Below are 25,711 nucleotides of genomic sequence, written 5' to 3' on the forward strand. Positions count from 1 at the left end.
TTTGGATAGATTCTTGGCCATCGAGCCCGGAAACCGATAGGGTCCAACGATCAGTACGGACGCTTCAAACTCGTTTGGAAAAGCAAAATGGTTCGACCGGTCCGTGCGATCGTCATTGCAGTGCTTGTGTTGCTTGTCGCCCTCGCATCGGCCTGGTCGTCGCTCGCGCTTTGGTACCGCTTGCCATTGCCCGAGGTCGGCAGGCAAGCCAGCGCCATCTTGTTCGGGCTTTTTGGTGCCTGGGTCATCGTGGCGCTCTTCGGCAGGAGGCGCTTTCGTGCGGTCCTCGCGTTTGCGGCCGCGTTCGTCCTTGTCTTCGTCTGGTGGAGCACGATCGAGCCGCCGGCAAATGGCGCGTGGGCTCCGGACGTCGCTCGTCAGGTCACCGGCGAATTCGACGGTGATCTGTTGACGCTGACAAATGTGCGCGATTTCGAGTGGCGCAGCACCACCGACTTTACGGAACGATGGACGACGCGCAGTTACGACCTGAACAAGCTGAAGAGCGTCGACATGTTCATGTCGTACTGGTCAGGTCCGACCATCGCGCATGTCATCATGAGCTTCGGCTTCGACGACGGCCGTTATCTGGCGTGGTCTATCGAGGTGCGTCGCCTTTCCGGAGGTTCGTTCTCACCGCTGGCGGACCTCTTCAAAAACAGTCCTCTGGTCATCCTCGCCGCAGATGAAAGAGATGTGATCGGTCTCCGCTCCAATTTTCGCGGTGAGGACGTCCAGATCTACCGCCTGAGGGCGACGCCGGCGGCTGCGAGACTTCTTCTGCGCGAGTATGTCTCCGACGCAAACGCGCTCGCGGCCACGCCCGCCTTCTACAATTCGCTGACGACCAACTGCACGACGACGATCGTCAAGATGATGCGCGTCGCAGGTGACGCCGTGCCGACGGACTGGCGCCTCGTCGTCAACGGATACCTGCAGGAATACGCCTATGACCGTGGCGCGCTGGACATCTCGGTTCCCTTGTCGCAACTGCGGTCTGCCGCACACATCGCTGCAAGGGTGCACGAGGACGGTGTTTCGCCGAATTTCTCGCAGGCCATTCGCGTCGGCGTCCCGTCGCCGTTGGGCGCGTTGTGACGTATGCCGAAGCATTGAGCAAGCAAACCGGCTAGGCAGGCGCCACAATGCCTGCGGAGATTTTGACTACCATACGCCTCGCTTCGGGGCTTTTCGTATTCGGCTCAACACCATAGGCGTTCTTATCGCACGACTGAGACACCCCGGTGGTGGTTTGCCTTACGTGGGAGTCCGGCGGGTCGCATATAAACCCCAGCAGCCTAACGCAAACAGCGCGGATTGGATGTTCCGGATCGACGGGGATCTGCATTGTCGTCACCAGATGATTGGTTTGGGCGGCAACGCCGATGACCGAAAGGAGTTCGGCATGCTGCGCCTCCGTCCTCCCGCGCGCCTTGGCGGGGGGCCGTGTGGGAACGGGCGCAAAAGAAGCAGCTGTTGTCAGTGGAGATGGCGAGATTTGAGCGTTGCCTTTCCCTGCGTATTTTTTAAGCGTCAAAATGTGATTTTGTGATATTTATAAAAATATCTGACCCGCTTATTCTGCCTGCGCAATAGATAAATGCTGAAAAATTCGCCATTCTTGAGATCTCAGCTGGCACCGCACCGATCGAACTTTCCGAAATTGCACTTATAATCAACAGAATACAAATCGTCGGAGCCGGCTTACGACGGGAACATGGCATTGCGGTTTTCTAATTTACCAGAGCCCATTGAAAAAGGAAAAAATGCCCGATATCGTGGAATAATAAGAAAGCCACATAAAACCACAAAAAAGGGAAGCAGCTTATGAATGACATCAGCAGACGCAATTTCCTCGCCGGGCTTGGTGCGGCTGGCGCCGGTGCCGGTCTCCTGCAGATCAACCCGGATTTTCTGTTCTCCTCGGCCTTTGCCCAATCGGGCAAGACGGTGGTGTTCCTGTCGGCGGAAAATATTACGGGCAACTGGGACCCGACCGGCCACACGACGCTGTCGCAGAAGAATATCGAAGGCTTCGTCATGGGCTTCCTGACGCGGACGCCGATGACGGTCGAAAAGCCCGATGAAGTGGTCTATGAACTGGCCACCAGCATCAAGCTTCTCGATCCGAACAAGCTCGAGATCAAGCTGCGCGAAGGCGTCAAATTCCACGACGGCAAACCCTTCAAGGCCGAAGACGTCAAGGCGACCTTCGAATACGGCTCCGGGCCGGACCGCCCGGCCCAATTCTATCCCGGCCCGACCGAGACGCTTGTTATCACCACCCCTGACGACTACACGGTCATCGTCGATACCTCTAAGGGCGGATATCCGGCCCATCTGTTCATCTTCCTCGCCTCATACCTGCCGATCATGTCGGCGACCGATGTCGCCGGCGGCCCGACCGGCCCGCTGACGCAGCGCCTGAACGGCACCGGCCCGTTCAAGTTCGTCAAGCAGGAAGGCAATGCCACGATCCTCGAAGCCTATCCTGATTATTTTCTCGGTACACCGAAGATTCCTGGCATCAGCTTCAATTTCGTCGGCGACAGCACGACGCGCATGTTGTCCCTGCTCAACGGCCAGGCCTCGATCGTCGAGCGTCTGGAACCGGAACAGGTGACTTCGCTCCAGGGCAACGACAAGATCGCCATCAGCAGCGTCGTTTCGGTCGAGAACAAGTATCTCTGGTTCCGCTGCTCGAAGGCGCCGTTCGACAACCCGCTCATCCGCAAGGCGGCCTGCCACGCGATCGACCGCTCGATGATCGTCGAAATTCTGGGCTCGGCCGGCCATGCTTCGTCCAATTACGTGTCGCCGGTGAAGTTCGGCTATATCGACCTGCCGAATTATCCGGAATACAGCCCGGAAAAATGCCAGGCGCTGCTGGCCGAGGCCGGCTTCCCGAAGGGCGAGGGCCTGCCGCCGCTGGAATACATCACCTCCGTCGGCTTCTACCCGAAGACCAAGGAATACGGCGAGGTCATCACCGCCATGCTGCAGGAACAGGGTTTTCAGGTGTCGCTCTCCGTTCTGGAAATCGCCGCCTGGAACGAACGCCTCTATGACCGCCCGGGCGGAGGCCCCGGCCATATGGTCGATTGCGGCTGGTCCACAGGTTCGCCCGAGCCAGACCTCGTGCTGCGCACGCATTTCCATTCGACCTCGAAGCGCATCACCGGCATCGTCGACAAGGAACTCGACGCGACACTCGACAAGGAGCGCAGCGCCCCGTCGCTCGATGAGCGCAAGAAAATCCTGCAGACCGAAACCATGCCCATGCTTGCCGAAAAGGTGCCGGCCCTGTCACTGTTCACTTCGGTGATGATCCACGCGATGGACAAGTCGCTGGCCGGTCTCTTCATCTATCCTGACGGATCCATGGACGCCTCGAAGGCCGCATTCAGCTGATGCTAGCTTGCGTTTTCCGCGGCGCTGGAGGGCCGGCGCCGCGGAGGTTTTCGTTTCGCTCATGATGTCAACAAACGACCGCGACCGTCACCGCTGAGAACGGTTCGCTCCGATTGCTGCCAGGATATGACATGTTCATTCTCAGTTTTCTGGTTCGACGGCTGGCGCAAGGCGCATTGATCGTCTTTCTGGTGACGCTGCTGATCTTCACGCTGCTGCGTGTGGTTCCCGGCGATCCGGTCCGGCTGATGGCCGGCGGCATGGCGCCTGAAGCGCTGATCGAGCAGATCGCCAAGGACATGGGCCTGCGCGATCCCATACTGGTTCAGTTTGGCCGCTATATGAGCGGCGTCGTCAGGGGCGATCTCGGACAATCCTTCGTGCGGCCTGCAAGTGGCGCTTCCACAGGCGGTTCCAGTTTCGGCGATTCCACCCGTGGCGAACGGGCCGAAGTGCTGACCCTGATCGCCGACACCCTGCCGATGACGCTGCAACTCGGCGGACTGGCGATATTCTTCGCCTTGGTCTTCTCCTTTCTGGTCGGCATTCCCGGCGGACTGGCGCCCGGACGATGGCCGGATCGCGTGGCCTTCTACATTTCCTCGATCTTCATATCGTTGCCGAATTTCTGGCTCGGCATCGTCCTTGCCATGCTTTTGTCGGTCAAACTCGGCTGGCTGCCCGCGATCGGCTACTCCGGCTTTGCTTATACCATCCTGCCGGCGATCGTTCTGGCCGTCGAACTGGCGCCGGTGCTGATCCGGACACTGACCGGATCGGTGGCCACCGTGATGATGGAGCCCTTCATCGCAGTCGGCAATGTCCGCGGCCTGAGCCGCAGCCGCATCATCGTCGCCCATGCGCTGCGGAATGCCTCCGTTCCGCTGCTCAACCTGATCGGCATCCAGATCAGCGGCCTGCTGGGCGGCGTCCTCGTCGTCGAATTCATCTTCGACTATCCGGGCCTCGGCCTTCTCACCATCAACGCCGTGCTGCAGCGTGACTTCCCGCTGATCCAGGGGATCGCCATCGTCACCAGCGCGATCTTCGTCTTCATCAACATCGCAGTCGACCTGATTGCCACCATGATCGATCCAAGGTTGGAATATTGATGAGCGTGACAGAGACAGACATCCCGGCAGTCCCGGTTCCGGCAACGCAACGCGGCGCTTCGGTGGCGCGGCGTATCTGGCGGGTTGCCCTTGCCTCCAACGAATTTCGTGTCGGCGCCGCCATTTTCATCGTGCTGGTTCTGGCGGCCCTGCTTTATCCGCAACTGAGCGGCATCGACCCCACCAAGATGAGTGTCGCCACGCGCCTGCATGCGCCGCCGTTCATGGGCGAAAAGTGGAGCTGGTCGGCGCCGCTCGGTACTGACCAGATCGGCCGCGACATGCTGGTGCGCAGCCTCGTCGGCCTGCGTTACTCGTTGCTGATCGGGCTTTCCACCGTTCTCGTCATGCTGATCATCGGCTGTTCGCTCGGCACGATCGCCGGCTACTATGGCGGCCGCGTCGACATGGCGATCATGCGCCTGACCGATGCTCAACTGTCGATCCCGATGATCATCCTGGCGATCACCGTGCTTGGCGTCTCGCGTCCGACGATCCCGGCGATCATCCTCGTCCTCGGCCTGTCGAGCTGGCCGGTCTATGCCCGCGTCACCCGCAGCGTCGTGATGACCGAGCGCAAGCGGGAATATGTGCGCGCCGCCGAAATCTACGGCGCATCGGATTTCCGCATCATGGTGCGCCTGCTGGCGCCCTTGGTGCTGCCGCCGATCATCTTCGTGTCGGTGCTCGATGTCGCCCGGATGATGATCTTCGAATCCATCCTCGGCTTCATCGGGCTGGGCGTTCAACCACCGACGCCGACCTTCGGCAACATCATCGCCGACGGCCGCAAGTATCTGCTCAATGCCTGGTGGATCGCCACCATGCCGGGCGTGTTCCTGTGCCTGTGCCTGACCAGCATCAACCTGATGGGCGCATCGCTCGAACGGGCTCGCAATCGTATCTATGGAGGCAAATCGTGACTGGCACACCGCTTCTGAAGGTTCGCGATCTGAGCGTCGGCCTGGAAACGGGCGGCGGCATACGTCCGATCATTTCCGACATCGGCTTCGATCTGGCCCCGCGCGAAATTCTCGGCATCATCGGGGCGAGCGGCGCCGGCAAGACCGTGCTCTCGCGTGCGCTCGTCAACTGGATCGATCCGCCACTGAAGGTTACGTCCGGATCGGTGGTCTACAAATCCCAAAACATCCTCGATTTGCCGGCACAAAAGCTGCGCGTGCTGCGCCGCGAGATCGCCTATGTCGGCGCCAATCCGGCTGGGGCTCTCGATCCGACCCTGCCGGTCGGCCAGCAGATCGTCGAGAAACTGCGCGCGGTCGCACCGGAGATTGCGCATCAGGAAGCCAGGAAGCGGGTCATCGATCTGCTTGGCGCGGTGCGCATCCCCTCGCCGCAGATGCGTTACCACGAATATCCATCGCAATTCAGCGGCGGCATGATGCAGCGCGCCCTGATCGTCGATGCGCTGGTCAGCAATCCGGCTTTCCTCGTCGCCGATAATGTCACCCAGCCGCTTGATGTTACGGTCGCTGCCCAGGTGCTGCGCCTGATGCGGGAGCTGACGACGCGTTTCGACACGGCGATCGTCTTCATATCCTCGTCGTTGCCGCTGGTGAGTGACGCAGCCGATCAGATCCTGGTTCTGGCCGAAGGCAGGGTCGTGGAGCGGCAGGCAACGAAGGCACTCGTCGACACGCCGGAGCATCCCTATACCCGAGAGCTGATCAGCCAGATCCCGAAGATCTGGACAAGCGAAGCGATCGCAATCGATCTGCCGGCCGAGACCCGCAAGCCGATCATCAGCATTCGTGATGCCACCCGTTCCTACCGGGTGCGCAAGCGCGGCACCTTTGCCAGCTACAGCACCGTGCGCGCCGTGCGCAACGTCACCTTCGACGTCTTTCCGGGCGAGAACTTCGGCATCGTCGGCGAATCCGGCTGCGGCAAGTCCACTCTCATGCGCCTGCTCAGCCGGCTGGAACGGCCCGATAGCGGCCAGGTCCTCTGCGACGGGCAGGATATCAGCAGGCTTTCCGGCAAGGGATTTTTGAAGTTCCGGCGCGATTTTCAGCTGGTGCTGCAGGACCCCTTCAATTCGCTGCCGCCACGCACCGCCATCGGCGCCATCATCGAGGAGCCGCTGAAGACGCACGGCATCGCCAGGGGCGCGGAGTTGCGTGACCGCGTGCTCTCCGTGATGCGTGAGGTCGGCCTGCCCGGTACGCTCTATGACGAGCTTCCGCTGGGTTTGAGTGCCGGCCAGCGCCAGCGCGTCAACGTCGCCCGCGCCATGGTGCTGGAGCCGAAGGTGCTGATCATGGACGAGACGCTGTCGTCGCTCGACCAGACCGAGCAGTTCAAATTGCTGAAACTGTTCGAGCAGCTGCAGGCCCAGCACGGCCTGACCTATGTCTACATTTCCCACGACCTCGCGATGGTACGGCGCGTCTGCAACCGCGTTGCCGTCATGTATCTCGGCGAAGTCGTCGAGATCGCCGACAACAGCCGGCTGTTCTTCGATCCAGGCCATCCCTACACCAAGGCCTTGCTCAGCGCCGTGCCGACGTTGGAGGAGCGCCGCTACAAGCCGGAAGAGTGTCTGCTGGAAGGAGAGCCGCCAAGCCCGATCGACCTGCCGCCCGGTTGCAGTTTCGCCAGCCGCTGCCCGAACGCATTCGGCCGGTGTCACAAGCAAAGCCCGGTCCTGACCGCCCGCGGCAACAAGGATCTGGCTGCTTGCTTTTTGGTGGAAAACACGCTTTCCCATGCCGCAGCTTGAAACCGCAAATTGCATCGAAACCCGGGGGGATCAGAGGATGAAAGAAACAGCAACTGCGGCGGGACACGCCTGCTCGACAGACTTGCCCATGGGCTTGTGACCGGGAAAGCCCTTATGACCGACCATCCCCAGGCACGTCTGCAACACATTCTCGAAGAACTGGCCAAGCATGGCCGGGTCTCGGTCAAGGAACTGGCAGCGGAGTTTTCCGTCAGCCCGGAAACCGTGCGCCGCGACCTGAAGCAGTTGGAGATGGAAGGGCACCTGCGCTGCATCTATGGCGGCGGCGTGACGCCGCGTCGGGATGCCGACCAGCCGATCTCGCAACGTATGCGCGTCAATGCCCGTGAAAAGGCAAAAATCGCAACCCTCGCCGCCAGGGAGCTGCGCGACCATTCCAAGATCTTCCTCGACAGCGGCACGACGATGCTGGCGCTGTCGCGCTATCTTGTCGATCGGCCGCTGATCAATATCTACACCAACTCGCTGGATATCATCCAGACCTTGTCGGGGGTGGAATCCAATAACGTGGTCGCCGTCGGCGGCGTTCTACGGCCGAGCTACCGGGCGTTTCTCGGCACCGATACGCTCAACGTGATCCGCGAACATCTCTTCGATATCGCCTTCGTCAGCGCGGTGACGGTCGATGTCAATCTCGGTTTCATGGACCTCGGCGAGGACGAGGCGCTGGTGCGCCGGGCGTTGCGCCGCCATGCCAAGCAGGTCGTGATGCTCGCCGACAGCAGCAAGTTCGGCCGCCAGGGTAATTTCTGCACCTATAATTTTCGTGACGTTGATCTGCTCATCACTGATGCGCCTCCGCGGGCAGATTTTCTTGAAAAGCTTGAGGAGGCGCAAGTGAAGGTGATTTATGCTTGAAACCCGCAGTGAACCTGCATCCCTGCCTGAGGTCGATGCCGAAGCCCTGCACCGGATGATGGAGGAAGTCTCCGTCTTTGGCGGCGGGCCGGGTGGTGCGATGACGCGACTGACCTTGTCACGGGAAGACAAGGCGGCACGCGACTGGCTGGCGAACTGGCTGAAGAATTCGGGCCTGCGCCTGGAGATCGACCCGATGGGCAACATGTACGGTTTTCTCGACTGGGCAGGGCCGGATGCGCCTCTGGTCATGAGCGGGTCGCACCTGGACAGCCAGCCGAACGGCGGCCGTTTCGATGGCGCCTATGGCGTGATTGCCGCCTGCGCGGCGATCGACGCCATACGCAAGCAGGTTGCCGCAGCTGGGGTCACGCCGAAAGTCAATTTCTGCATCGTCAACTGGACCAACGAGGAGGGTGCCCGCTTCCAGCCGAGCCTTCTCGGCAGCGGCGTCAATGCCGGCGAACTGACACTCGATTTCGCGCTCGCCCGCAAGGATGGCGACGGCATTTCCGTCAATCAGGCTCTTGATGACATCGGTTATGCGGGCACCTTCGGCCCGGTTATTCCCGATGCGCTGATCGAGCTGCATATCGAGGGTTCCGCAGAGCTGGAAAAGAAGGGCATGCGCTTTGCCGCCTTCAGCCGTTTCTGGGGCAACGTCAAATACCGGCTCGCCTTCATCGGCCGCCAGGCCCATACCGGCCCGACGCCGATGGCCGAGCGCCATGACGCGCTTCTCGCCGCGGCTTACCTGATCGCCGAGTTGAAGGGTTTTGCCGACCAAGCCGGGACCGACCTGCACACCTCCTGCGGCCGCCTCGAGGTCTATCCGAACTCCCCCAACGTCGTGCCCGGCGAGGCGGTGATGTTCATCGAACTGCGCTCTGCCAAGCCCGATGTGCTTGCCCGGGCGGAAGCCCAGCTCAAGGAGAAGATCGAGATCTGCGCCAAAAAAGCGGATGTCGGCTTCGATGTCCGCTCGATCGACCGCCGCCGTGCCGGGAACATGGATGAAGGACTGGTTGCCCTGGCCCAGGATACTGCGGCTGAATTTGGCCTCGAAACACTGCTGCTCGACACGATCGGCGGACATGACGCGGTCAGCATGACGGCCGTTTCCCCAGCAGTCGTCATCGCCGTGCCGAGCGTCGGCGGCGTCATCCACCACCCGACGGAATTCACCACGCCGGAAGACCGGTTGCTGGGCGCGGAAATCCTCAGCGCCATGCTGTGGAAATTCTGCCTCGACGGCAACGTCCTGAAAACCACGGACTGAAGGAGTGGGATGATGAAGGCACTCGGGCGAGCATCCACGGTGGATGAGAAGGCGGCGGAAGCCGCCATCCGGGCCGTTCCGGGCTGGGCAAACGCCGATATGCGTTATGCGCCGGGCGTTGCGGGCGTCGCCTCGCCGACGCACCGCGCCGTCGACAGCCAGAACTGGTTCGTTGCCAGGGGAGATGCGCCCGCCTCCTATTTCCTGAAAATTCTCCATGCGGACCAGTCGGATTTCATCGATCTGGACAGGTCCGTTACCGCCGCGCGTCACGCTTCAACCCTGGGCCTGACGCCAGCGCCCCTTTGGCACAGCCCGGAAATGTCCGCCGTCGTTTTCGACCGCCTGCCGGAAGCCTGGCATACCGCCAGAATGGACGACCTGCGCAAGCGCGATGTTCTGGAAAGTGTCATCGCCACCAAGAGCACCCTGCATGGCAGCAGGCCGCTTGGCGAAACGTGGACGGTGTTCGACCGCATCCGCGTCGTCGAGAAAGCGCTTGTCGATGCAGCCATCGCAGAGGTCGCCGCAGACGGATGGTGGATGCGCGAATGCGTCGGCGATATCGAAGCGGCGATCATCGCCACCGGCTTCGATGAAAAACCAGCCCATGCCGACGGCCTTGCCTCCAACATCATGATCGCGCCGGATGGCAGAGTGCAACTGGTCGATTTCGACGAGGCCCGCAATGTCGATCCGTTCTACGATATCGGCATCCTGCTCAACGAGGCCTTCCAGTTCGACAGCGAAATGCAGCCGGCGCTCGAAATCTTCGAGGGACAATTTCGCCAGACATCGCTCAACCGCTGCCGCCTTTACGCCATTGCTGACGATCTCTTCTGGGGCATGTGGGGCATGCTGATGGACAAGGTTTCGCCGCGCGGCGGTATCGAATTCCTGAAATATGCGCAATGGCGCCTGTTGCGCTGCCGGATGGCGCTTCGCAATCCGCGTTTCGAATTCATGCTCCGCACACTCTGAGAGATCAAGCCATGGAAAAACGATTGGGAGAAGCGGCAAACGAAGCGGAAGCGGAGATCGAATCCCTGCTGCGCGAAATTGAGCCGTGGTCGGGACGCGAACTCCATTACGGTCCGGTGCACGGCGGTATCAGCAATTCGAACTGGCGGGTCAGGGTGTCAGGCGAACAGGGCCGTTTCTTCGTCAAGGTTCCCGGCCGCGGCACCGAGATGTTCATCGACCGCAACGCGGCGCTGGACGCCAGCCGCCGGGCGCAGGACCTCGGCATCGGCCCGAAGATTTACGAATATCTCGCTGACAAGGGTGTCGAGATAGCCGACTACATCGAAGGCCGACGTGCCTGCACCAACCGCGATTTCCAGGATCCGACGGTGCGCAAAGCCGTCGTCGGGCTCTACCGCACCTTCAACGATTCAGGCAGACTGCCGCTGACCAAGACGATCTTCGACATGATCGACGAACACATCGAGCAGGTGCGCGAACTGAACGGCGCCTTCCCGATCGATTTTGCCTGGCTTTACAAGCAATATCGGCTGGCACGCGCTGCTCTCGAAGCCTCCGGTATCGATCTCGTTGCCTGCTTCAACGATCCCATGGCGGGCAATTTCATGGTCGCCGAGGACAAGTCGCTGATGCTGATCGACTACGAATATGCCTCCAACAACGACCGTTGCTACGATATCGGCATCTGGTGCGGCGAGATGTTCTTCTCCGATGCCGTGGAGGCAGAAGTCATTGAGGAATATTTCGGCCGCTTCGATCCGCGAATGAAGGCCCGTCTTGCCGTGCACCGGGCGCTTGCCGATGTGAAATGGTCGACCTGGGCCATGGTCCAGAATGTCGTCTCGGCGCTTGATTTCGATTTCTACAAATATGGCGCCTGGAAACACATGCGCGCTCGCGCGGCCATGCAGGATCCGCGCTGGGTCGAGTATCTCAAGGCGGTTTGATCCGGTGGATTTTTCAGATGATCGGCGGAAAGCCTGACTCGAATTCCGAGCGCATTTCCTAGGTGCGCGATAATCGCATGAGCATGCCACTCTGCCGCCCCTCTTCTAGTGTGGCTCCTCAATCACTGCATCACGTCGTGCGGAGGGATCTCAGCTGGCAGCTACATTACCACGGACTCCTATAGCCGTCAGTGAAAGCGGTCGACGAACCCAAACGGGATACCGAGCAGTCTCGGTTACCGACAGTCAGCCTGCAAGTCGTCGTTGCCGCAAATCTCGGACGCTTTGGTGGTCCGGAGAATCATCGCGGATCGTGCACGCGTATCGGCAACCATTCCTGACCTGCCGAGGCTCGAAGACGAATTCATGCATTGGTGCCCGGCAGGCCGAACGCCTGCTGAAAATATCGGCGAAAGGCATGCATGGCTGGAGTGAAGTCGGTGTTGGCGCGCCAAGCGAGGCCGACATCCATCGGTGGCACCGGATCCTTGATGTTGATCGTCTCGATCCGCCGGCCTTCCAGCGACCAGGGGCGGTGTACCATATCCGACAGGATCGCGACGCCGAGGTTGTTGGCGACCATGGAGCGTACTGCCTCGATCGACGAGGTGCGCAGCATCACGCGCGGCTGGTAAGGTGTCGTGCTCCAGTACTTCAGCGACGAATACGCCGCCTCGTCCACCGTCAGCATGATGTAGGGTTCCTCGGCGATGTCCTGCAGGCCAACGCCCGCATGCGTCAGCAGCGGATGCTGCGCCGCCACCCAGAGCCTGCGGATGGAACGCAAAAGCGTCTCGGTGGTGAGCGCGTTATTCAGGATATTCGAGGTGAGAAGCACCGAAATGTCGTATCGGTTGACCAGCAGGCCTTCCTCGATCGACTCGCGGTTTACCTCGTAAAGCTGGATGCGCAGCTTAGGATAAAGCCGCCGCATGCGCTCGATGTGGAGCGGCAGGAAGTAGCCGATGACGGTATAGGTCGCCGCGACAGTCAGATCGCCTTCGATGTCGCTGCTGACATAGTTCAGATGCGTTGCCTCATCGATCTTCGCGAGGATTTCATAGGCGTAGGAGAGAAACTGCCTGCCAGCGGCGGTCAGTTCCATGCCCTGAGGCATGCGCGTGAAAAGAGCAACGCCGATCGATTTTTCCAGTTCCTTGATGGCGGTCGTCACTGCCGACTGCGAGATCGAGAGCTGTGCCGCTGCATAGGAGATCTGTCCTTGCTCGGCGGTTGCGACGAAATAGCGGAGCTGCCGGAAACTGAGGCTCATGATCTGTTTTCCCATCGAATTATCTGAATTCGGCTTGAATAAATCCGATCGACTGCTTTTAATTTATGCGAGTGCTCTACGAATTTGAGGCGGAATCGAGACAAGCCGTGGAAATAAACATATTAAGCTTCGCTCGTGATTTAAGCGCAGGTATCTCTTTTCTCGATAATGATGCCGCAAAAAATGAATTTTTCAAATCCTGTTTCGTCGCGTAGCGTTTTCGTCAGATGACAACGGCGGGAAGACAGTTTGAAAGATATCGTCGACATCAACTGCGATATGGGAGAGGCCTTCGGTCGCTGGCGGATCGGCGATACGCAGGATTCGCTGCTGATCTCTCACATCAGCTCGGCCAATATCGCCACCGGCTTCCATGCCGGCGACCCGAACCTCATCGACGAGACCGTGGCGCTAGCCGCGGCTCATGGGGTCGGGGTCGGCGCGCATCCTGGCTACAATGACCTTCAGGGCTTCGGCCGTCGCAAGATTGTCGGCAGCAGCAAGGAGCTGGTCAACGACATCATCTATCAGGTGGGCGCGCTGCGCGAGTTCGCCCGCCGCTACAGCGTGCCGGTGCAGCATGTGAAGCCGCATGGCGCGCTCTACATGGAGATGGCGGTCAATCCGGACTTCGCGCAGCTCTTTGTCCAGTATATGCGCATCGTCTCGCCCAACGCCTTTGTCTTCTGCATGGGCGGCTCGGCGACGCACAAGGCGGCACTCGATGCCGGACAGCCTGTCGTGCGCGAGTTCTACGCTGATCGCGACTACGACGACAGCGGTTCGATCGTCTTTACCCGCGATGCCGGCCGCCCAGACCCGATGGTGCTGGCGCAGAAAGTGCTGCGCGCCTGCCAGGAGGGCAAGGTCCGCACGGTCACGGGCAACGATATCGACATCGAATTTGAATCCATCTGCTTTCATTCCGATACGCTCGGCGCGCTCGATATCGTTCTCAGCATGCGCGAGCTCCTGATCGGTGCCGGAATCAGGATCGTGCCCGTGTCGCAGATCCTTGGCCAATAGATTTTGCGGAGACCGACCATGAGCAAGATTGAAATCCGTTCGCCCCTGCCGGGCACCTTCTACCGGGCTTCGGCGCCGGATGCGCCGCCCTTCAAGGCAGACGGCGACGATGTCACCGAGGCCGAAACGATCGGCGTAATCGAGGTGATGAAGACATTCCAGGAGGTTCCGGCTGGTGTTTCCGGCAAGGCGATCACCTTCCTCGTCGACAATGAGGAGCCTGTCATGGCAGGGCAAGTCATCGCGGAGGTCGAGGCATGACGATCCGCTCGGTGCTTGTCGCCAATCGCGGGGAGATTGCCGTTCGCGTCATCAAGGCCGCCAAGGCGCTCGGCATCCGGACCGTGCAGGTGCACAGCGCAGCGGACGCAGACATGCTGGCGGTGCGGCTCGCCGACGAGGCGGTGAACATCGGCCCGCCGGCGCCGAAAAAGTCCTATCTCGACATCGAGGCGGTGATCGCCGCCGCCAAGGCGGCCGGTGTCGATGCCGTGCATCCGGGCTACGGCTTTCTGTCCGAAAACGGCGATTTTGCCGATGCGGTGCGCGACGCCGGCATGATTTTCATCGGTCCTTCCGGCGATGCGATTCGCACGCTCGGCGACAAGGTGGCGGCGCGGCAGGTGGCAAAACGCGCCGGCGTGCCGACGGTGCCCGGCAGCGACGGGCGTGTCGCCGGGCTCGACGCCGCGCGTTTGCTCGCAGGCGAGATCGGTTTTCCTGTGATGATCAAGGCGGCGGCTGGCGGCGGCGGACGCGGCATCCGGATCGTCGACAGTATCGCCGAGCTCGAACAGCAATTTCCGCTGGCTTCGGCCGAGGCGCTGGCCGCTTTCGGCGACGGCGGACTTTATCTGGAAAAGGTCATCGCCCGCGCCCGGCACGTCGAGGTGCAGATCTTCGGCGACGGACAGAATTTCGTGCATTTCTTCGAACGCGAATGCTCGCTGCAGCGGCGGCGCCAGAAGGTATGGGAAGAGGCGCCTGCCTTCCTGCTGCCTGCCGACATGCGCGAACGGCTTTGCATGAGTGCTGTGGCGCTTGCACGCGAGGTCGGCTATCGCGGTGCCGGCACGGTCGAATATCTCTATGACGACGAAACGGGCGACTTCTACTTCATCGAAGTCAACACCCGCATCCAGGTCGAGCATCCTGTTACCGAGATGATCACCGGGTTCGACCTGGTGCAGGAGATGTTCAAGGTCGCAGGCGGTGCAGCCCTTTCGGTCTCTCAGCGCGACATCGTGGCCAGCGGCCATGCGATCGAGTGCCGCATCAATGCCGAGGATCCGTTCAAAGCCTTCCAGCCATCGCCGGGTACGATCGCGTCGCTGTCCGTTCCGGAAGGCGAGGGCATCCGGTTCGACACGATGCTCTACGAGGGCTACACGATCCCGCCCTTTTATGATTCCCTGCTCGGCAAGCTGATCGTGCACGCCGAAACACGCAAGGCCTGCCTCGAAAAGCTTGCCGCGTCGCTGACGGCTCTCGCGATCGAAGGCGTGCCGACGACGGTGCCGCTGCATCAGGCGCTCGCCCGCGATGCAAGCGTCGGCAAGGGCGCCTTCCATACCCGCTTTCTCGAACAATGGCTGGAGCATGATTTTCCCGCTCTGGCCGGCCGGACCCAGGAGGTTGCCTGATGCCTGCGCGATATACGTTCGGAGGTGATGAACACCTCTTCGTCGAATGCAGCAGCGAGATGTCGCTCGAAGCCTTCTTCAAGAGCCTGTCCATGGCGACAGCGGTTCGGGAAAGCCAGATCAGGGGCGTCACCGAGATCTGCCCGGCCAACGCCTCGTTCCAGGTGAAGTTCAATCCCGATCTCATCAAGCCTGATGACATCCTGCGGGAGGTCCAGGCGATCGAGGGCGTGGCGGAAAAATCCGAGCCGGTCCTGAAGACCCGCATCATCGAGATCCCGGTCTTTTACAATGATCCGTGGACGCACGAGACGCTGATGCGCTTTCGCGAGCGGCATCAGGAACCTGGCGGAACCGACCTCGATTATGCTGCGCGGATCAACGGCTACGGCGGTGTCGGGGATTTCGTCGCCGCCCATGCGGGTTCGCCCTGGTTCGTGTCGATGGTCGGTTTCGTGGCCGGACTGCCCTTCATGTACCAGATGGTCGAGCGGCAGCGGCAGATCGAAGTGCCGAAATATCTGAGGCCGCGCACCGATACGCCCAAACTGACGGTCGGCCATGGTGGCTGCTTCGGCTGCATCTATTCGGTGCGTGGCGCCGGCGGCTACCAGATGTTCGGCGTCACGCCGATGCCGATCTTCGACCCGACGCAGCAAACGAGTTACCTGCGCGATTTCATGGTGTTCTTCCGTCCTGGCGATATCGTCAAGTTCAAGCCAGTCGATCGCGACGGTTACGACACGGCAGTCGAAGAGGTCGACAAGAGGCTCTTCAGCCCGCCGATCCGCGAGATCCGGTTCGATCTTCGCGAATTCAGCAAGGATATCCACGGTTACAACGCCGCGCTGGAGGGCGTTCTCCATGGCCATTAAGGTGCTGCACCCGGGACTATCGACCAGCGTCCAGGATCTCGGCCGTCCGGGCTATTTCCACCTCGGCATCCCGATCGGCGGCGCGATGGACCGCTACGCCATGCGTGCCGCCAATCTGCTCGTCGGCAACGACGAAGGGGCGGCGGGTCTCGAGGCGGTCTTCATGGGGCCGAAGCTCGAATTCGCCGAGGACAGGCTCGTGGCCGTCACCGGTGCCGACATGCCGGTAAAGGTCGACGGCGTGGGGCAGCCCGGCTGGACGGCTTTCAAGGTCAAGGCCGGCCAGGTGTTGAGCTTTGACTTCCTGAAATCCGGCGCGCGCATCCTGATCGCGGTCGCGGGCGGCATCGACGTGCCGGAAGCGCTCGGCAGCCGCTCCACCTATCCGATCGGCGCGCTCGGCGGCTACAAGGGCAGGGCGCTGGCAGCCGGCGACGAACTGCCGGTCGGAAAGGCCGGTCTTGCCGAGGAAGGAAAAAGCGTCGCCGAAGAGCTGCGGCGCAGACCTGGAACGCCGGCAGAGCTGCGCGTGCTGCCGGGGCTCTACTGGGACCGGCTGACGGATGCCGCCAAGGCGAGCTTCTTCGCCGACGAGTGGAAGGTGGCGCCTGAGGCCGACCGCATGGGCTACCGCTTCCGCGGCGGGCGCAAGCTCGACTTCCTGGACCGCAAGCAGCCCTTCGGCGCCGGTTCCGATCCGTCGAACATCGTCGACAGCTGCTACCCCTACGGTTCGATCCAGGTACCGGGCGGGACGGAGCCGATCATCCTCCATCGCGACGCTGTCTCCGGCGGCGGCTATTTCATGGTCGGCACTGTAATCTCGGCCGACATGGACCTCATCGGCCAGTTACAGCCGCATACGCCGGCGCGGTTCGTCGAGGTGACGATGGACGAGGCGCTGAAGGCGAGGGCCGATCGGGCAGCACTGCTCGACCGCCTCCGCCAAAGCCTGTCGTGAGGTGACGACGATGGCCGGCCGATCACTCGACGTGCGTCAGGTAATCGGCGGTCACGCTCGGGCCGGGGATGATGGCAACGATCTTCATCTGGGCGATCATGCGCTTCATCGAGGCGTCGAGATGGGTCTCCAGCATGGCGGCAGCCGCGTCGACAGCGCCGCGCATCAAAAGCTCGACGATCAGCCTCATCTCGGTAATCGCGGTCGGATCGTCAGGCAAGCCGAGATGACGCAGCAGCCGCTCGGCGGCGTTGACGGGCAACAGATTGTTGCGGATCAGTTCCCGCGTCTTCTCGTTTGCCGTCGTCAGCACGCAGATATCGATCATCTGCTCCTGAAGTTCCTCGAGTTTTTCGAGGTGGTCGACCGGCTGCGAAGCTTCGAGGCCGGCCAAGCGGGTGAAGAGTTCGGTCAGGCGTTCGCGATCGACGGCGGCAGCGCCGGCCTTGAGCGCCGCGGGCTCCAGCATGCGTCTGAGCGTGAAGTGATCCTTGATCGTCTGGGCAGTCAACGGGCCAGCGATCCAGTGGGAACTCTGGTTCTTCCGGACGAGGCCGCGTTCCTGCAACCGGCTGAGGACGTCGCGCACCACCGTGCGGCTGACCTTGAAATGATTGGCGAGTTCGATCTCGATGATGCGGTACTGGCCAAAGACGACGCAGCCGGCCACGTCGCGCTCGACCGTGTTGTAGATGCGCGCCCAGGACGACCGGCTCTGCAACGCCTCGTCGGCATGCTGGGCGATGACGAGGCCAAAGGACTTGATATCTGTTCGGTTCGGCGTGAGGCCCGCATCCTGAGGGCCGACCAGAAAGCCACGTCCCTGGAAGCGGTGGACGAGGCCATCGGCCTCCAGACGAAGCAGGGCGCGCTGCACCGGCGCGCGCGACGTTTGGAGAATATCGGCGATCGGCCCCTCCAGCAGGACCAGACCCAGCGGCAGCTGCCCGCCGACGATGTTGTCGCGCAGGATGTGCTCGGCAATCTCGTACCGACGCTGGGCCGTCTGTGCTGGGAGATTGCGTATCATTGGGCGGGGCATCCTCCATCCAACCGCGGATGGCAACAAAATCGAAATTCTCTTTAGTGTATTTCGCAGTTTCGGACTATGTCAAAATAAATGTCTTTTGCATACCGAAATTGCATTTTCTGCGAGAAGGGGAGCGGGCTACACTTTTTTGTCCCGCTGGGCCGTTTCCTCGTCGAAAGGGTCTGGCGGTGCGGTGAGCTGCGCATGGAGAGCGCATTTGATGCAGAAATATGCGAGTTTTTCCGAGTATTCGCCGAAAAAATGCGCATAGCGAGACCGAGCATTCATCTCTCCTTTTCGAGTTTTGCCATCTATCGATGCGATCATTTTATGACTTCGCGTTGCCATGCACAAAATCTCAACGGTTTCCAAAAAAGCCTATTGAATACAAAAACCATTTATGTCATCAATTCGGTATAGGAATGCCGCTAGAAGCATTCCTGGGGTGAACGACAAAAACGTCAGACTGCCGATCGATTTCCGCCGCGTGCCTGACTGCGCGCGAACGGTTCCGGCTGCCATGTCGCAGGGATGCGGCGGCAAGCGTGCTGACGCAAGATGGAGAGGCTCTTGTCTTCGGTTCTCAAGCTCGCGGGTGTCACCAAGGCCTACGGTACGCTGAACGCGCTCGACGGCATCGACCTGTCGCTGCCGAACGACAGCTATGTTTCGCTTCTGGGGCCGAGCGGATCGGGAAAGACGACGCTGCTGCGCGTCATCGCCGGTTTCGAGCAGCCGGATCTCGGCACCGTTATTTTCAAAGGCCAGCGTATCGAGACGGTGCCGCCGCACCGGCGCGACATCGGCTTCGTCTTCCAGAATTTTGCCCTCTTTCCGCATCTTTCAGTCTCCAGGAACATTGCCTTCGGGCTGGAAAACCGCGTCGAAAATCCGGTGACCGATCCTGCTATCGTGCAGGCTAGGGTCAAGGAGATGATTGCGCTTGTCGGCCTATCGGGCCTCGAGGATCGCGGCGTCGCGCAGATCTCCGGCGGTCAGCGGCAGCGCGTGGCGCTGGCCCGCACGCTGGTGACCGAACCGTCGCTGGTGTTGCTCGACGAGCCGCTAGGCGCACTCGACGCCAATCTTCGTGCCCGCATGCGCAGCGAGCTCAGGCTGATCCGCGAGCGCTGCGGCGTCACCTTCCTGCACGTGACCGGCAGCGAGAGCGAGGCGCTTGCCATGGGCGACATGGTGCTGGTGCTCGACTGCGGCCGGATCGCGCAGGCGGCAGACGCCGATACGATCTACAACCGGCCGAAGTCGCTGTCGGTGGCGGGCTTTCTCAACTGCTACAATCTTTTCGAAGGCCGGCTCGCCGGGGAGAGCTTCCTCGGCCCCTATGGTGCTTTCCCGCTCGGCGACCAAATGCAGTTCCGCGACGACCGCACAGGCTACGCGATCCGCTACGACCGTGTTGCGATCCGCGCGGCCGAAGCGCCTGTTGCCGATGACGAGGTGAAGCTCGAGGCGACCTTCGTCGCCGACGAATATTCGGGCGCCGCGATCAACTCCTTCTTCTCGCTCGATGACGGCCGCGTCTTCGAAGTGGAATCGCATCTCAGCCAGAGCCTGCCGCCTGCCTGTGCGCCGCAGTCGCGCTACGCGCTCGTCTGGAAGCGCCGGGATGCCCTCGTTTACGCCTGACACTCTTACCGCGCAGCCGCGGGACGGGAGACTGATTGATGTCGATAAGTGCCACAACAGCCGAGACCGAGACCACCGTGGAACCGGTCAGGAAGGCATCCGGCAAGACGCTCTGGCTGTTGGCGCCGGGCGTCATCTGGATGCTGCTTTTCCTGGTAACGCCCATCCTGATGATGATCTACGTGTCCTTCTGGACGCAGACCACCTTCAAGATCACGCCTGATCTTACCATCAAGAGCTGGGTCACCTTCTTCACCACGGACACCTATCTCAGCGCTCTTTGGACGACGGTCAGGATCTGGTTGATCGTGCTTGTCTCGACGCTGGTCGTCGGCTATCCGGCGGCCCTCTATGTCGGCCTCTTCGTCAGGAACAAGACGATCCAGACGGCGCTTCTCGTCCTCTGCGTCATCCCTTTCTGGACTTCTTTCCTGATCCGCGTGCTCGCCTGGCGGCCGATGCTGGGCAAGGAGGGGGCGATCAATCTCATCCTGCAGGGTCTCGGCATCATCAACCAGCCGATCGAGGTGCTGCTGTTCTCCGAACTCTCGGTCATCATCGGCATGACGCAGATCTATTGCGTCTTCATGGTCGGGCCGATCGCCTTCATGATGGGCCGCATCGACCAGAGCGTCATCGAAGCGGCGCAGGATCTCGGTGCGGGCTTCTGGCGCATCTTCCGCACTATCATCCTGCCGCTCACCATGCCGGGCGTGGTGGTCGGCGCGATCTTCGTCTCCGTCATGGTGCTTGGTGAGTTCGCGACTGCCGCCGCCCTCTCCGGCCGCAAGGTGAACCTTCTCGGCAATATCATCGTCACCCAGGTCGGATCGCTGAAATGGGCCTTCGCCGCGGTCGTCGGCGTCGTGCTTACCGTGCTCATGGGCATTGTCGTCGCAGCACTCTTGCGCGTCGTCGACCTCAGGAAGGAGCTCTGACATGCAGGCAGGCGGCATCAAGCTTTCACTCGGCGTCTACACCGCGCTCTTCCTGGTCTTTCTTTACGCACCGATGGTGGTGCTGGCCATTCTGTCCTTCCAGACGGGGCCGGAAGGCGGGCCGCAGTTCCCGATCATCGAATGGTCGACCTACTGGTACAAGCATCTCTTCGGCCTGACGCCGCCGTCGCGCATCGCACCGCTGCCGATCAACGAAGCCCTGGTCCGCTCGCTGGTGCTCTCGGTGATGACGATGATCGTCTCCACCGTGCTCGGCGTCACCTCGGCACAGGCCTTCCGTCGCCGGTTTCCTGGCTCGGGCGTCGTCTTCTACCTGATCGTCCTCGGCATGATGGTCCCCGGCGTTCTGGTCGGCCTTGGCATGGCGCTCGTCGCCAATGCGCTCGGCATCGACCGGCATTGGTGGGGTACGGCCTTCGTGCTGCACGTTGTCTACACCTACCCGTTCGCCTTTCTCGTCATGCTGGCGATCCTCAACCGCTTCGACCAGAGCGTCGAGGAGGCGTCGTGGTCGCTCGGCGTGTCGCCGGCGCGCACCTTCCGCAAGGTGACGTTCCCGCTGATCTTTCCGGGCGTGCTCTCGGCCATGCTGTTTGCCTTCACGCTGTCCTATGACGAATTCTCGCGCACGCTGTTTGCGTCCGGCCGCGACCTGACGCTGCCGCTCGCCATTTACGGCACTTTCTCGGTGGAGGTGCATCCGAACGTCTTCGCCTTTGGGGTGCTGACGACGATTTTCTCTTTCGCGCTGCTCGGCGTCTACGCCGTCCTGATGATGCTTTCCATACGCCGCGCCAAGCGAGTCGCGATCCAGGAGGAGGCGTGATGCCGATACCTTCAGCCATCGTCACGGGCGCAGGATCCGGCATCGGCCGCGCGATCGCAGCCCGGCTGTCGCAGGACGGCTATGCCGTGCTCGTCAATGATCTCCATCTCGACCGTGCACAAGCGGTGGCCGACGAGATCGCAGTTGCCGGTGGCACGGCCGCGGCGGCGGCCGGCGACGTCTCCTCCGCGACGGATACGGCGCGCGTCTACGATGTCGCAGTCTCGGCCTTCGGCCATCCTCGGCTGCTCGTCAACTGTGCCGGCATCGTCCATCAGGCGCTGTTCGAGAACCTCGAACTCGCGGACTTCGATCGGATGTTCGCGATCCATGTGCGCGGTACCTTTCTGATGACCAAGCTGGCTTTGCCATCGATGCTCGCCGCCGGCGATGGCGTCATCATCAACGTCGCCTCGCAGCTCGGCCAGATCGGCGGCATCGAACTCGTCCATTATGCCGGCGCGAAGGCAGCGATCATCGGCATGACGAAATCGCTCGCCCGCGAGGTCTCGAACCGCGGCGTGCGCGTCAATGCCGTCGCTCCCGGGCCGATCAACACGCCACTGGTGCGCGAACTCTCGCAGGAATGGCGCGTCCGCAAGGCCGCCGAGCTGCCGCTCGGCCGTTTCGGCGAGCCGGAAGAGGTTGCCGCCACCGTTTCGTTTCTCGCATCGCCCGCCGCCAGCCTGTTCGTCGGCCAGACGCTTGGCCCGAACTCCGGCGACGTCATGCTCTAGTCAGGAAAACTGAATGACCACGATCTCTTCGACACCCCGCATCGTACTGATCACCGGCGCCGGCATCGGTATCGGCAAGGCGACCGCCAAGGCGTTCGCCGCGCTCGGCGACCATGTGATCGTCACGGATGTCCTGAAGGTCGAGGGGCGCGCCGCCGTGGCGGAGATCGAGGATGCGGGCGGTTCGGCCGAATTCATCGAACTCGACGTCCGCTCGACGTCCGCCGTCGATGCCTTGGTCGCCGACGTGGAGAAACGTTACGGCCGCCTCGACGTCATCATCGCCAACGCCGGCATCGCCCATAAGGCACCGCTCGACGTGCTCGACGACGACAAGTGGGAGCTGACCTTCGACATCGATCTCAAGGGGATCTTCCGCGTGGTCCGTGCCGGCGTACCGGGCATGAAGGCACGCAAATCAGGCGCGGTGGTGGCTCTTTCCTCGATCATGGGTGTTGCCTACGGTTGGGACGAGCACGTGCATTACTCCGCCGCAAAGGCCGGTGTCGTCGGCCTCGTACGCGGTCTGGCTGTCGAACTCGCCCGCGACGGCATCCGCGTCAACGGCATGGCGCCCGGCTACATCCGCACTGCACAGCTTCTATCGGAAGAGAACTCGCTCGGACCGAAGGGGGCGGAAGCGGCAAGCGCCTTCATCCCGATGGGGCGGCTCGGCGAACCGGAGGACATTGCCGACGTGATCGTCTTCCTGGCGTCGAACAGCGCAAGATACATAACCGGCCAGACGCTGGTCGTGGATGGAGGGCTCCTCGTGGGCCGATACTGACGGCGGGCGCGTCACTGACGCCGAGGCTGGACGAGAACGATGGGTGGTCATGAAGGCCATCCCGGGGAACAAAAAACCGGAGAACGACAATGACAATTTCGATGGACATGAATCGACGTTCACTGCTGAAGCGATCCGCAGGCGCGATGGCGCTTGCCATCGGCGGCGGTACGCACTTCCTCTCTTCGCGGGCGGCCTATGCGCAGGCCGCCAGCCTCGCCGGCGAGCAGCTGCGCACGATCGGCCTTTCGGTCACCGTGCAGGAACGCATCCTGGCCGACTTCAAGGCGGCAAGCGGCGTCGGCACGACATCAGGCACGGCGGCGACCTTCCCGGACGCGCAGACCCGGATCCTCTCCGGTTCGAAGGACTATGACGTCTGGGAAACGATCGGCGAGCGCCTTCCCTCCGTCGTCATGACCGACAATGCCGACCCGATCGAAACCGCGGGCCTGAAGAGCTGGTCGAATATCCGCGAGATCTTCACCAAGCCTGATCCGAAGTTCGACCCCAAGGCGCAGATCGTCGGTCAGATCTGGACGGACGAGACGCAGACGGCGCTCTGGATGGTGCCTTCGGTCTTCAACTTCGATTCGGTCGGTTATAATCCGGAGGTGCTCTCCGACGAGGAAGCCAACAGCTGGACGGCGATCTTCGACAGCAAGTACAAGGGCAAGTCCGGCCTCAACACCGACCCGCTGACGGCCTTCGGCCAGGCGGTCATGGCGATGAACACGCTTGGCCTCTCCAATGTCAAGAACCCCGGCAATCCGACCGCCGCGGAAATCGACGAAGCCGCGAAGTTCCTGATCTCGAAAAAGAAGGAAGGCCAGTTCCGTGCGCTCTGGGGCGATTTCGGCGAACTCGTCAATTTCCTGGCATCCGGCGAAATCGTCGTCTGCGACGCCTGGCAGCCGGCGGTCATGGCCGTCAAGGCGCAAGGAAAGCCCTGCAAATACGCCATCCCGAAGGAAGGCTATCGCGCCTGGTCGATCGGCAACACCATGCTGAAGGGCACGCCGAACAAGGAGGCCGTCGTCGCCTATGCGGATTACTGGCTGTCGGGCGAACCAGGCATCACGGTGTCCGAGCAGGGCTATTATTCGCCGACCACCAACATCAAGGAAAAGATGGCACCGGAGAAATATGCCTTCTGGTACGAAGGCAAGCCGTGGGTCGGTGCGGCTGAGCGCGGCATCAAGGAGGGCGATCTGCGCGACGGCGGTTCGCTCGAGACCCGCGCGGCAAACGTCGCCTACTGGCACCAGTGGCCGGACGAATACGACCACCTCATCCAGAAGTGGGACGAATTCCTCAGCGCCTGATGCGTTACCCCCAGCGCCCGGGCATCCCACGCGAGATGCGGTGAGGGCGCCACCTGGCAGGCGGCTCCGGTCGCCTGTCCTTTAACCCGCAACCCGGAATGACCGACATGATACATGACCTCGAGCTCTACCAGATCGGCAAGGTCTACGATAACGGAACGCCGGCCGTGATCAATTTCAACCTCACCGTCGACAAGGGCGAGTTCATAGCGTTCCTCGGCCCGTCCGGCTGCGGCAAGACGACGACGCTGCGGATGATCGCCGGCTTCGAAAGCATCTCCTCCGGCAATCTGATGGTCAGGGGCGAGCGGATCAACGATATCGGCCCGGCGCAGCGGCCGACCTCGATGATCTTCCAGAATTATGCGCTCTTCCCGCACATGACGGTGCGCAACAATATCGGCTACGGCCTCGACGTGAAGCGCATGGAAAAGGCCCAGCGCAATGCAAAGGTCGATCGCATTCTCGAAAAGCTCGGTCTTGCGGACGTCGCCGAGAAGCGCTGCGACAAGCTTTCCGGCGGCCAGCGACAGCGCATCGCGCTTGCGCGCGGCCTCGTGGTCGAGCCAGATATCCTGTTGCTCGACGAGCCGCTCGGCGCCCTGGACGCCAACCTGCGCAAGACGATCCAGAGCGAATTGAAACTGCTGCAACGCGAGCTCGGCGTGACGTTCGTTTTCGTGACCCACGCCCAGTCCGAGGCGCTGGCGCTTTCCGATCGGATCGTTGTGATGAACCAGGGTCGGATCGAACAGATCAGCCCGCCGCATCAGCTCTACACGCGGCCGAATACGCCTTTCGTCGCGCAGTTCATCGGCCGCAACACGATCTTCAAGGGTGCGGTCAAGGGCCACGAAAAGGGACATGTCATGGTCGACACGCCACTTGGCCTTCTCGCCGGCGATGCCAATGGCGCGGTCGCAGACGGAGATGCGGTGAGCGTCGTGATCCCTGCCGAAGCAGTCGAGGTGCATGCGCTCGACAAGGGCGGCCGTGACGCGATCGCTGAGGCCTCCAGCGGCAATGTCATCGACGCCAGGATCCACCGCTTCGACGTCGTCGGGCATATCTCGCATCTTTCGGTCGCCCTGCCGGACGGACGCATGCTGGCGCTCGAAGCCCATGTCGACAAGTATCCGCCCGGCGCGTTTCCGGTCGATGCGCCGGTTGCGCTCGCCTTCAAGCCCGAAAACGCCACCGTTATTCCCGCCCATTGAAAAGCCGGCCGATCAAAGCCGGATCAACGAGAACATCACAAGGAGACCCC

General features: G+C 61.6%; 23 protein-coding genes. 21 read left to right on the top strand and 2 right to left on the bottom strand.

Annotated elements, in window-relative coordinates; all coding sequences use genetic code 11:
- The first annotated feature begins 87 nt into the window (after positions 1–87).
- The 9 genes from OLZ32_RS12445 (at position 88) to OLZ32_RS12490 (ending at position 11,355) form a co-directional block, all read left to right on the top strand.
- The gene (locus tag OLZ32_RS12445; RefSeq protein WP_264396213.1) at positions 88–1,098 is read left to right on the top strand and encodes an Lnb N-terminal periplasmic domain-containing protein; all 1,011 of its coding nucleotides are present in this window, start codon (positions 88–90) and stop codon (positions 1,096–1,098) included.
- Between the two features lie 729 nt (positions 1,099–1,827).
- The gene (locus OLZ32_RS12455; RefSeq protein WP_264396214.1) at positions 1,828–3,411 is read left to right on the top strand and encodes an ABC transporter substrate-binding protein; all 1,584 of its coding nucleotides are present in this window, start codon (positions 1,828–1,830) and stop codon (positions 3,409–3,411) included.
- A 131-nt stretch (positions 3,412–3,542) separates the two neighbouring features.
- Entirely contained in the window at positions 3,543–4,523 is a 981-nt protein-coding gene (locus tag OLZ32_RS12460; RefSeq protein WP_003550298.1) for an ABC transporter permease, read from the top strand.
- The gene (locus OLZ32_RS12465; RefSeq protein WP_264396215.1) at positions 4,523–5,446 is read left to right on the top strand and encodes an ABC transporter permease; all 924 of its coding nucleotides are present in this window, start codon (positions 4,523–4,525) and stop codon (positions 5,444–5,446) included. Before OLZ32_RS12460 ends, OLZ32_RS12465 begins: the two co-directional genes overlap by 1 nt.
- Positions 5,443–7,266 carry an ABC transporter ATP-binding protein gene (locus OLZ32_RS12470; RefSeq protein ID WP_264396216.1) on the top strand — a complete coding sequence of 608 codons (1,824 nt, stop codon included), beginning with the start codon at positions 5,443–5,445 and terminating at the stop codon, positions 7,264–7,266. Before OLZ32_RS12465 ends, OLZ32_RS12470 begins: the two co-directional genes overlap by 4 nt.
- A 114-nt stretch (positions 7,267–7,380) precedes the next feature.
- Positions 7,381–8,145 (top strand): DeoR/GlpR family DNA-binding transcription regulator, encoded by a 765-nt coding sequence (locus OLZ32_RS12475; protein WP_264396217.1) that lies wholly within the window; start codon positions 7,381–7,383, stop codon positions 8,143–8,145.
- Positions 8,138–9,424, top strand: coding sequence for a Zn-dependent hydrolase (locus OLZ32_RS12480; protein ID WP_264396218.1), 1,287 nt, complete (start codon positions 8,138–8,140; stop codon positions 9,422–9,424). The genes OLZ32_RS12475 and OLZ32_RS12480 overlap by 8 nt, the downstream gene beginning before the upstream one ends.
- A gap of 12 nt (positions 9,425–9,436) precedes the next feature.
- Positions 9,437–10,405: a phosphotransferase gene (locus OLZ32_RS12485; protein ID WP_264396219.1), complete on the top strand. Its 969-nt coding sequence runs from the start codon at positions 9,437–9,439 to the stop codon at positions 10,403–10,405.
- Positions 10,406–10,416: 11 nt separating this feature from the next.
- Complete coding sequence (locus OLZ32_RS12490) at positions 10,417–11,355, top strand: choline/ethanolamine kinase family protein (RefSeq protein ID WP_264396220.1); 939 nt, start codon at positions 10,417–10,419, stop codon at positions 11,353–11,355.
- A gap of 364 nt (positions 11,356–11,719) precedes the next feature.
- On the opposite strand, the gene OLZ32_RS12495 is transcribed toward OLZ32_RS12490, so the two are convergent.
- Positions 11,720–12,628 carry a LysR family transcriptional regulator gene (locus OLZ32_RS12495; RefSeq protein WP_264396221.1) on the bottom strand — a complete coding sequence of 303 codons (909 nt, stop codon included), beginning with the start codon at positions 12,626–12,628 and terminating at the stop codon, positions 11,720–11,722.
- Between the two features lie 249 nt (positions 12,629–12,877).
- On the opposite strand from OLZ32_RS12495, the gene OLZ32_RS12500 reads away from it, so the two are divergent.
- The 5 genes from OLZ32_RS12500 to OLZ32_RS12520 are packed head-to-tail and all read left to right on the top strand — an operon-like array spanning position 12,878 to position 17,133.
- Positions 12,878–13,654, top strand: coding sequence for a 5-oxoprolinase subunit PxpA (locus tag OLZ32_RS12500; protein WP_264396222.1), 777 nt, complete (start codon positions 12,878–12,880; stop codon positions 13,652–13,654).
- Positions 13,655–13,672: 18 nt separating this feature from the next.
- Positions 13,673–13,915 carry an acetyl-CoA carboxylase gene (locus OLZ32_RS12505; protein ID WP_017957430.1) on the top strand — a complete coding sequence of 81 codons (243 nt, stop codon included), beginning with the start codon at positions 13,673–13,675 and terminating at the stop codon, positions 13,913–13,915.
- Entirely contained in the window at positions 13,912–15,297 is a 1,386-nt protein-coding gene (locus OLZ32_RS12510; protein ID WP_264396223.1) for an acetyl-CoA carboxylase biotin carboxylase subunit, read from the top strand. Before OLZ32_RS12505 ends, OLZ32_RS12510 begins: the two co-directional genes overlap by 4 nt.
- Positions 15,297–16,172, top strand: a complete 876-nt coding sequence (locus OLZ32_RS12515) for a 5-oxoprolinase subunit B family protein (protein WP_264396224.1) — start codon at positions 15,297–15,299, stop codon at positions 16,170–16,172. Before OLZ32_RS12510 ends, OLZ32_RS12515 begins: the two co-directional genes overlap by 1 nt.
- Complete coding sequence (locus tag OLZ32_RS12520) at positions 16,162–17,133, top strand: 5-oxoprolinase subunit C family protein (RefSeq protein WP_003550284.1); 972 nt, start codon at positions 16,162–16,164, stop codon at positions 17,131–17,133. Before OLZ32_RS12515 ends, OLZ32_RS12520 begins: the two co-directional genes overlap by 11 nt.
- A gap of 22 nt (positions 17,134–17,155) precedes the next feature.
- On the opposite strand, the gene OLZ32_RS12525 is transcribed toward OLZ32_RS12520, so the two are convergent.
- Positions 17,156–18,175, bottom strand: a complete 1,020-nt coding sequence (locus OLZ32_RS12525) for a GntR family transcriptional regulator (RefSeq protein ID WP_003550283.1) — start codon at positions 18,173–18,175, stop codon at positions 17,156–17,158.
- A gap of 546 nt (positions 18,176–18,721) precedes the next feature.
- Between OLZ32_RS12525 and OLZ32_RS12530 the strand changes: the two genes are divergently transcribed.
- The 7 genes from OLZ32_RS12530 to OLZ32_RS12560 all read left to right on the top strand — a co-directional run bounded on the left by OLZ32_RS12530 (position 18,722) and on the right by OLZ32_RS12560 (position 25,661).
- Positions 18,722–19,810 (top strand): ABC transporter ATP-binding protein, encoded by a 1,089-nt coding sequence (locus OLZ32_RS12530; protein ID WP_264396225.1) that lies wholly within the window; start codon positions 18,722–18,724, stop codon positions 19,808–19,810.
- A gap of 38 nt (positions 19,811–19,848) precedes the next feature.
- Entirely contained in the window at positions 19,849–20,748 is a 900-nt protein-coding gene (locus OLZ32_RS12535) for an ABC transporter permease (RefSeq protein ID WP_003550279.1), read from the top strand.
- Between the two features lies 1 nt (position 20,749).
- Positions 20,750–21,595, top strand: coding sequence for an ABC transporter permease (locus OLZ32_RS12540; RefSeq protein ID WP_003550278.1), 846 nt, complete (start codon positions 20,750–20,752; stop codon positions 21,593–21,595).
- Positions 21,595–22,332: an SDR family NAD(P)-dependent oxidoreductase gene (locus tag OLZ32_RS12545; protein WP_003550277.1), complete on the top strand. Its 738-nt coding sequence runs from the start codon at positions 21,595–21,597 to the stop codon at positions 22,330–22,332. Before OLZ32_RS12540 ends, OLZ32_RS12545 begins: the two co-directional genes overlap by 1 nt.
- Before the next feature lie 13 nt (positions 22,333–22,345).
- The gene (locus tag OLZ32_RS12550) at positions 22,346–23,119 is read left to right on the top strand and encodes an SDR family NAD(P)-dependent oxidoreductase (RefSeq protein WP_003550276.1); all 774 of its coding nucleotides are present in this window, start codon (positions 22,346–22,348) and stop codon (positions 23,117–23,119) included.
- Between the two features lie 89 nt (positions 23,120–23,208).
- Positions 23,209–24,444 carry an ABC transporter substrate-binding protein gene (locus OLZ32_RS12555; RefSeq protein ID WP_003550275.1) on the top strand — a complete coding sequence of 412 codons (1,236 nt, stop codon included), beginning with the start codon at positions 23,209–23,211 and terminating at the stop codon, positions 24,442–24,444.
- Between the two features lie 107 nt (positions 24,445–24,551).
- On the top strand, positions 24,552–25,661 hold the full coding sequence (locus OLZ32_RS12560; RefSeq protein ID WP_264396227.1) for an ABC transporter ATP-binding protein: 1,110 nt from the start codon (positions 24,552–24,554) through the stop codon (positions 25,659–25,661).
- The last annotated feature ends 50 nt before the right edge of the window (positions 25,662–25,711 follow it).

This window comes from Rhizobium acaciae (genome assembly GCF_025941625.1).
GTDB classification, from domain to species: domain Bacteria; phylum Pseudomonadota; class Alphaproteobacteria; order Rhizobiales; family Rhizobiaceae; genus Rhizobium; species Rhizobium acaciae.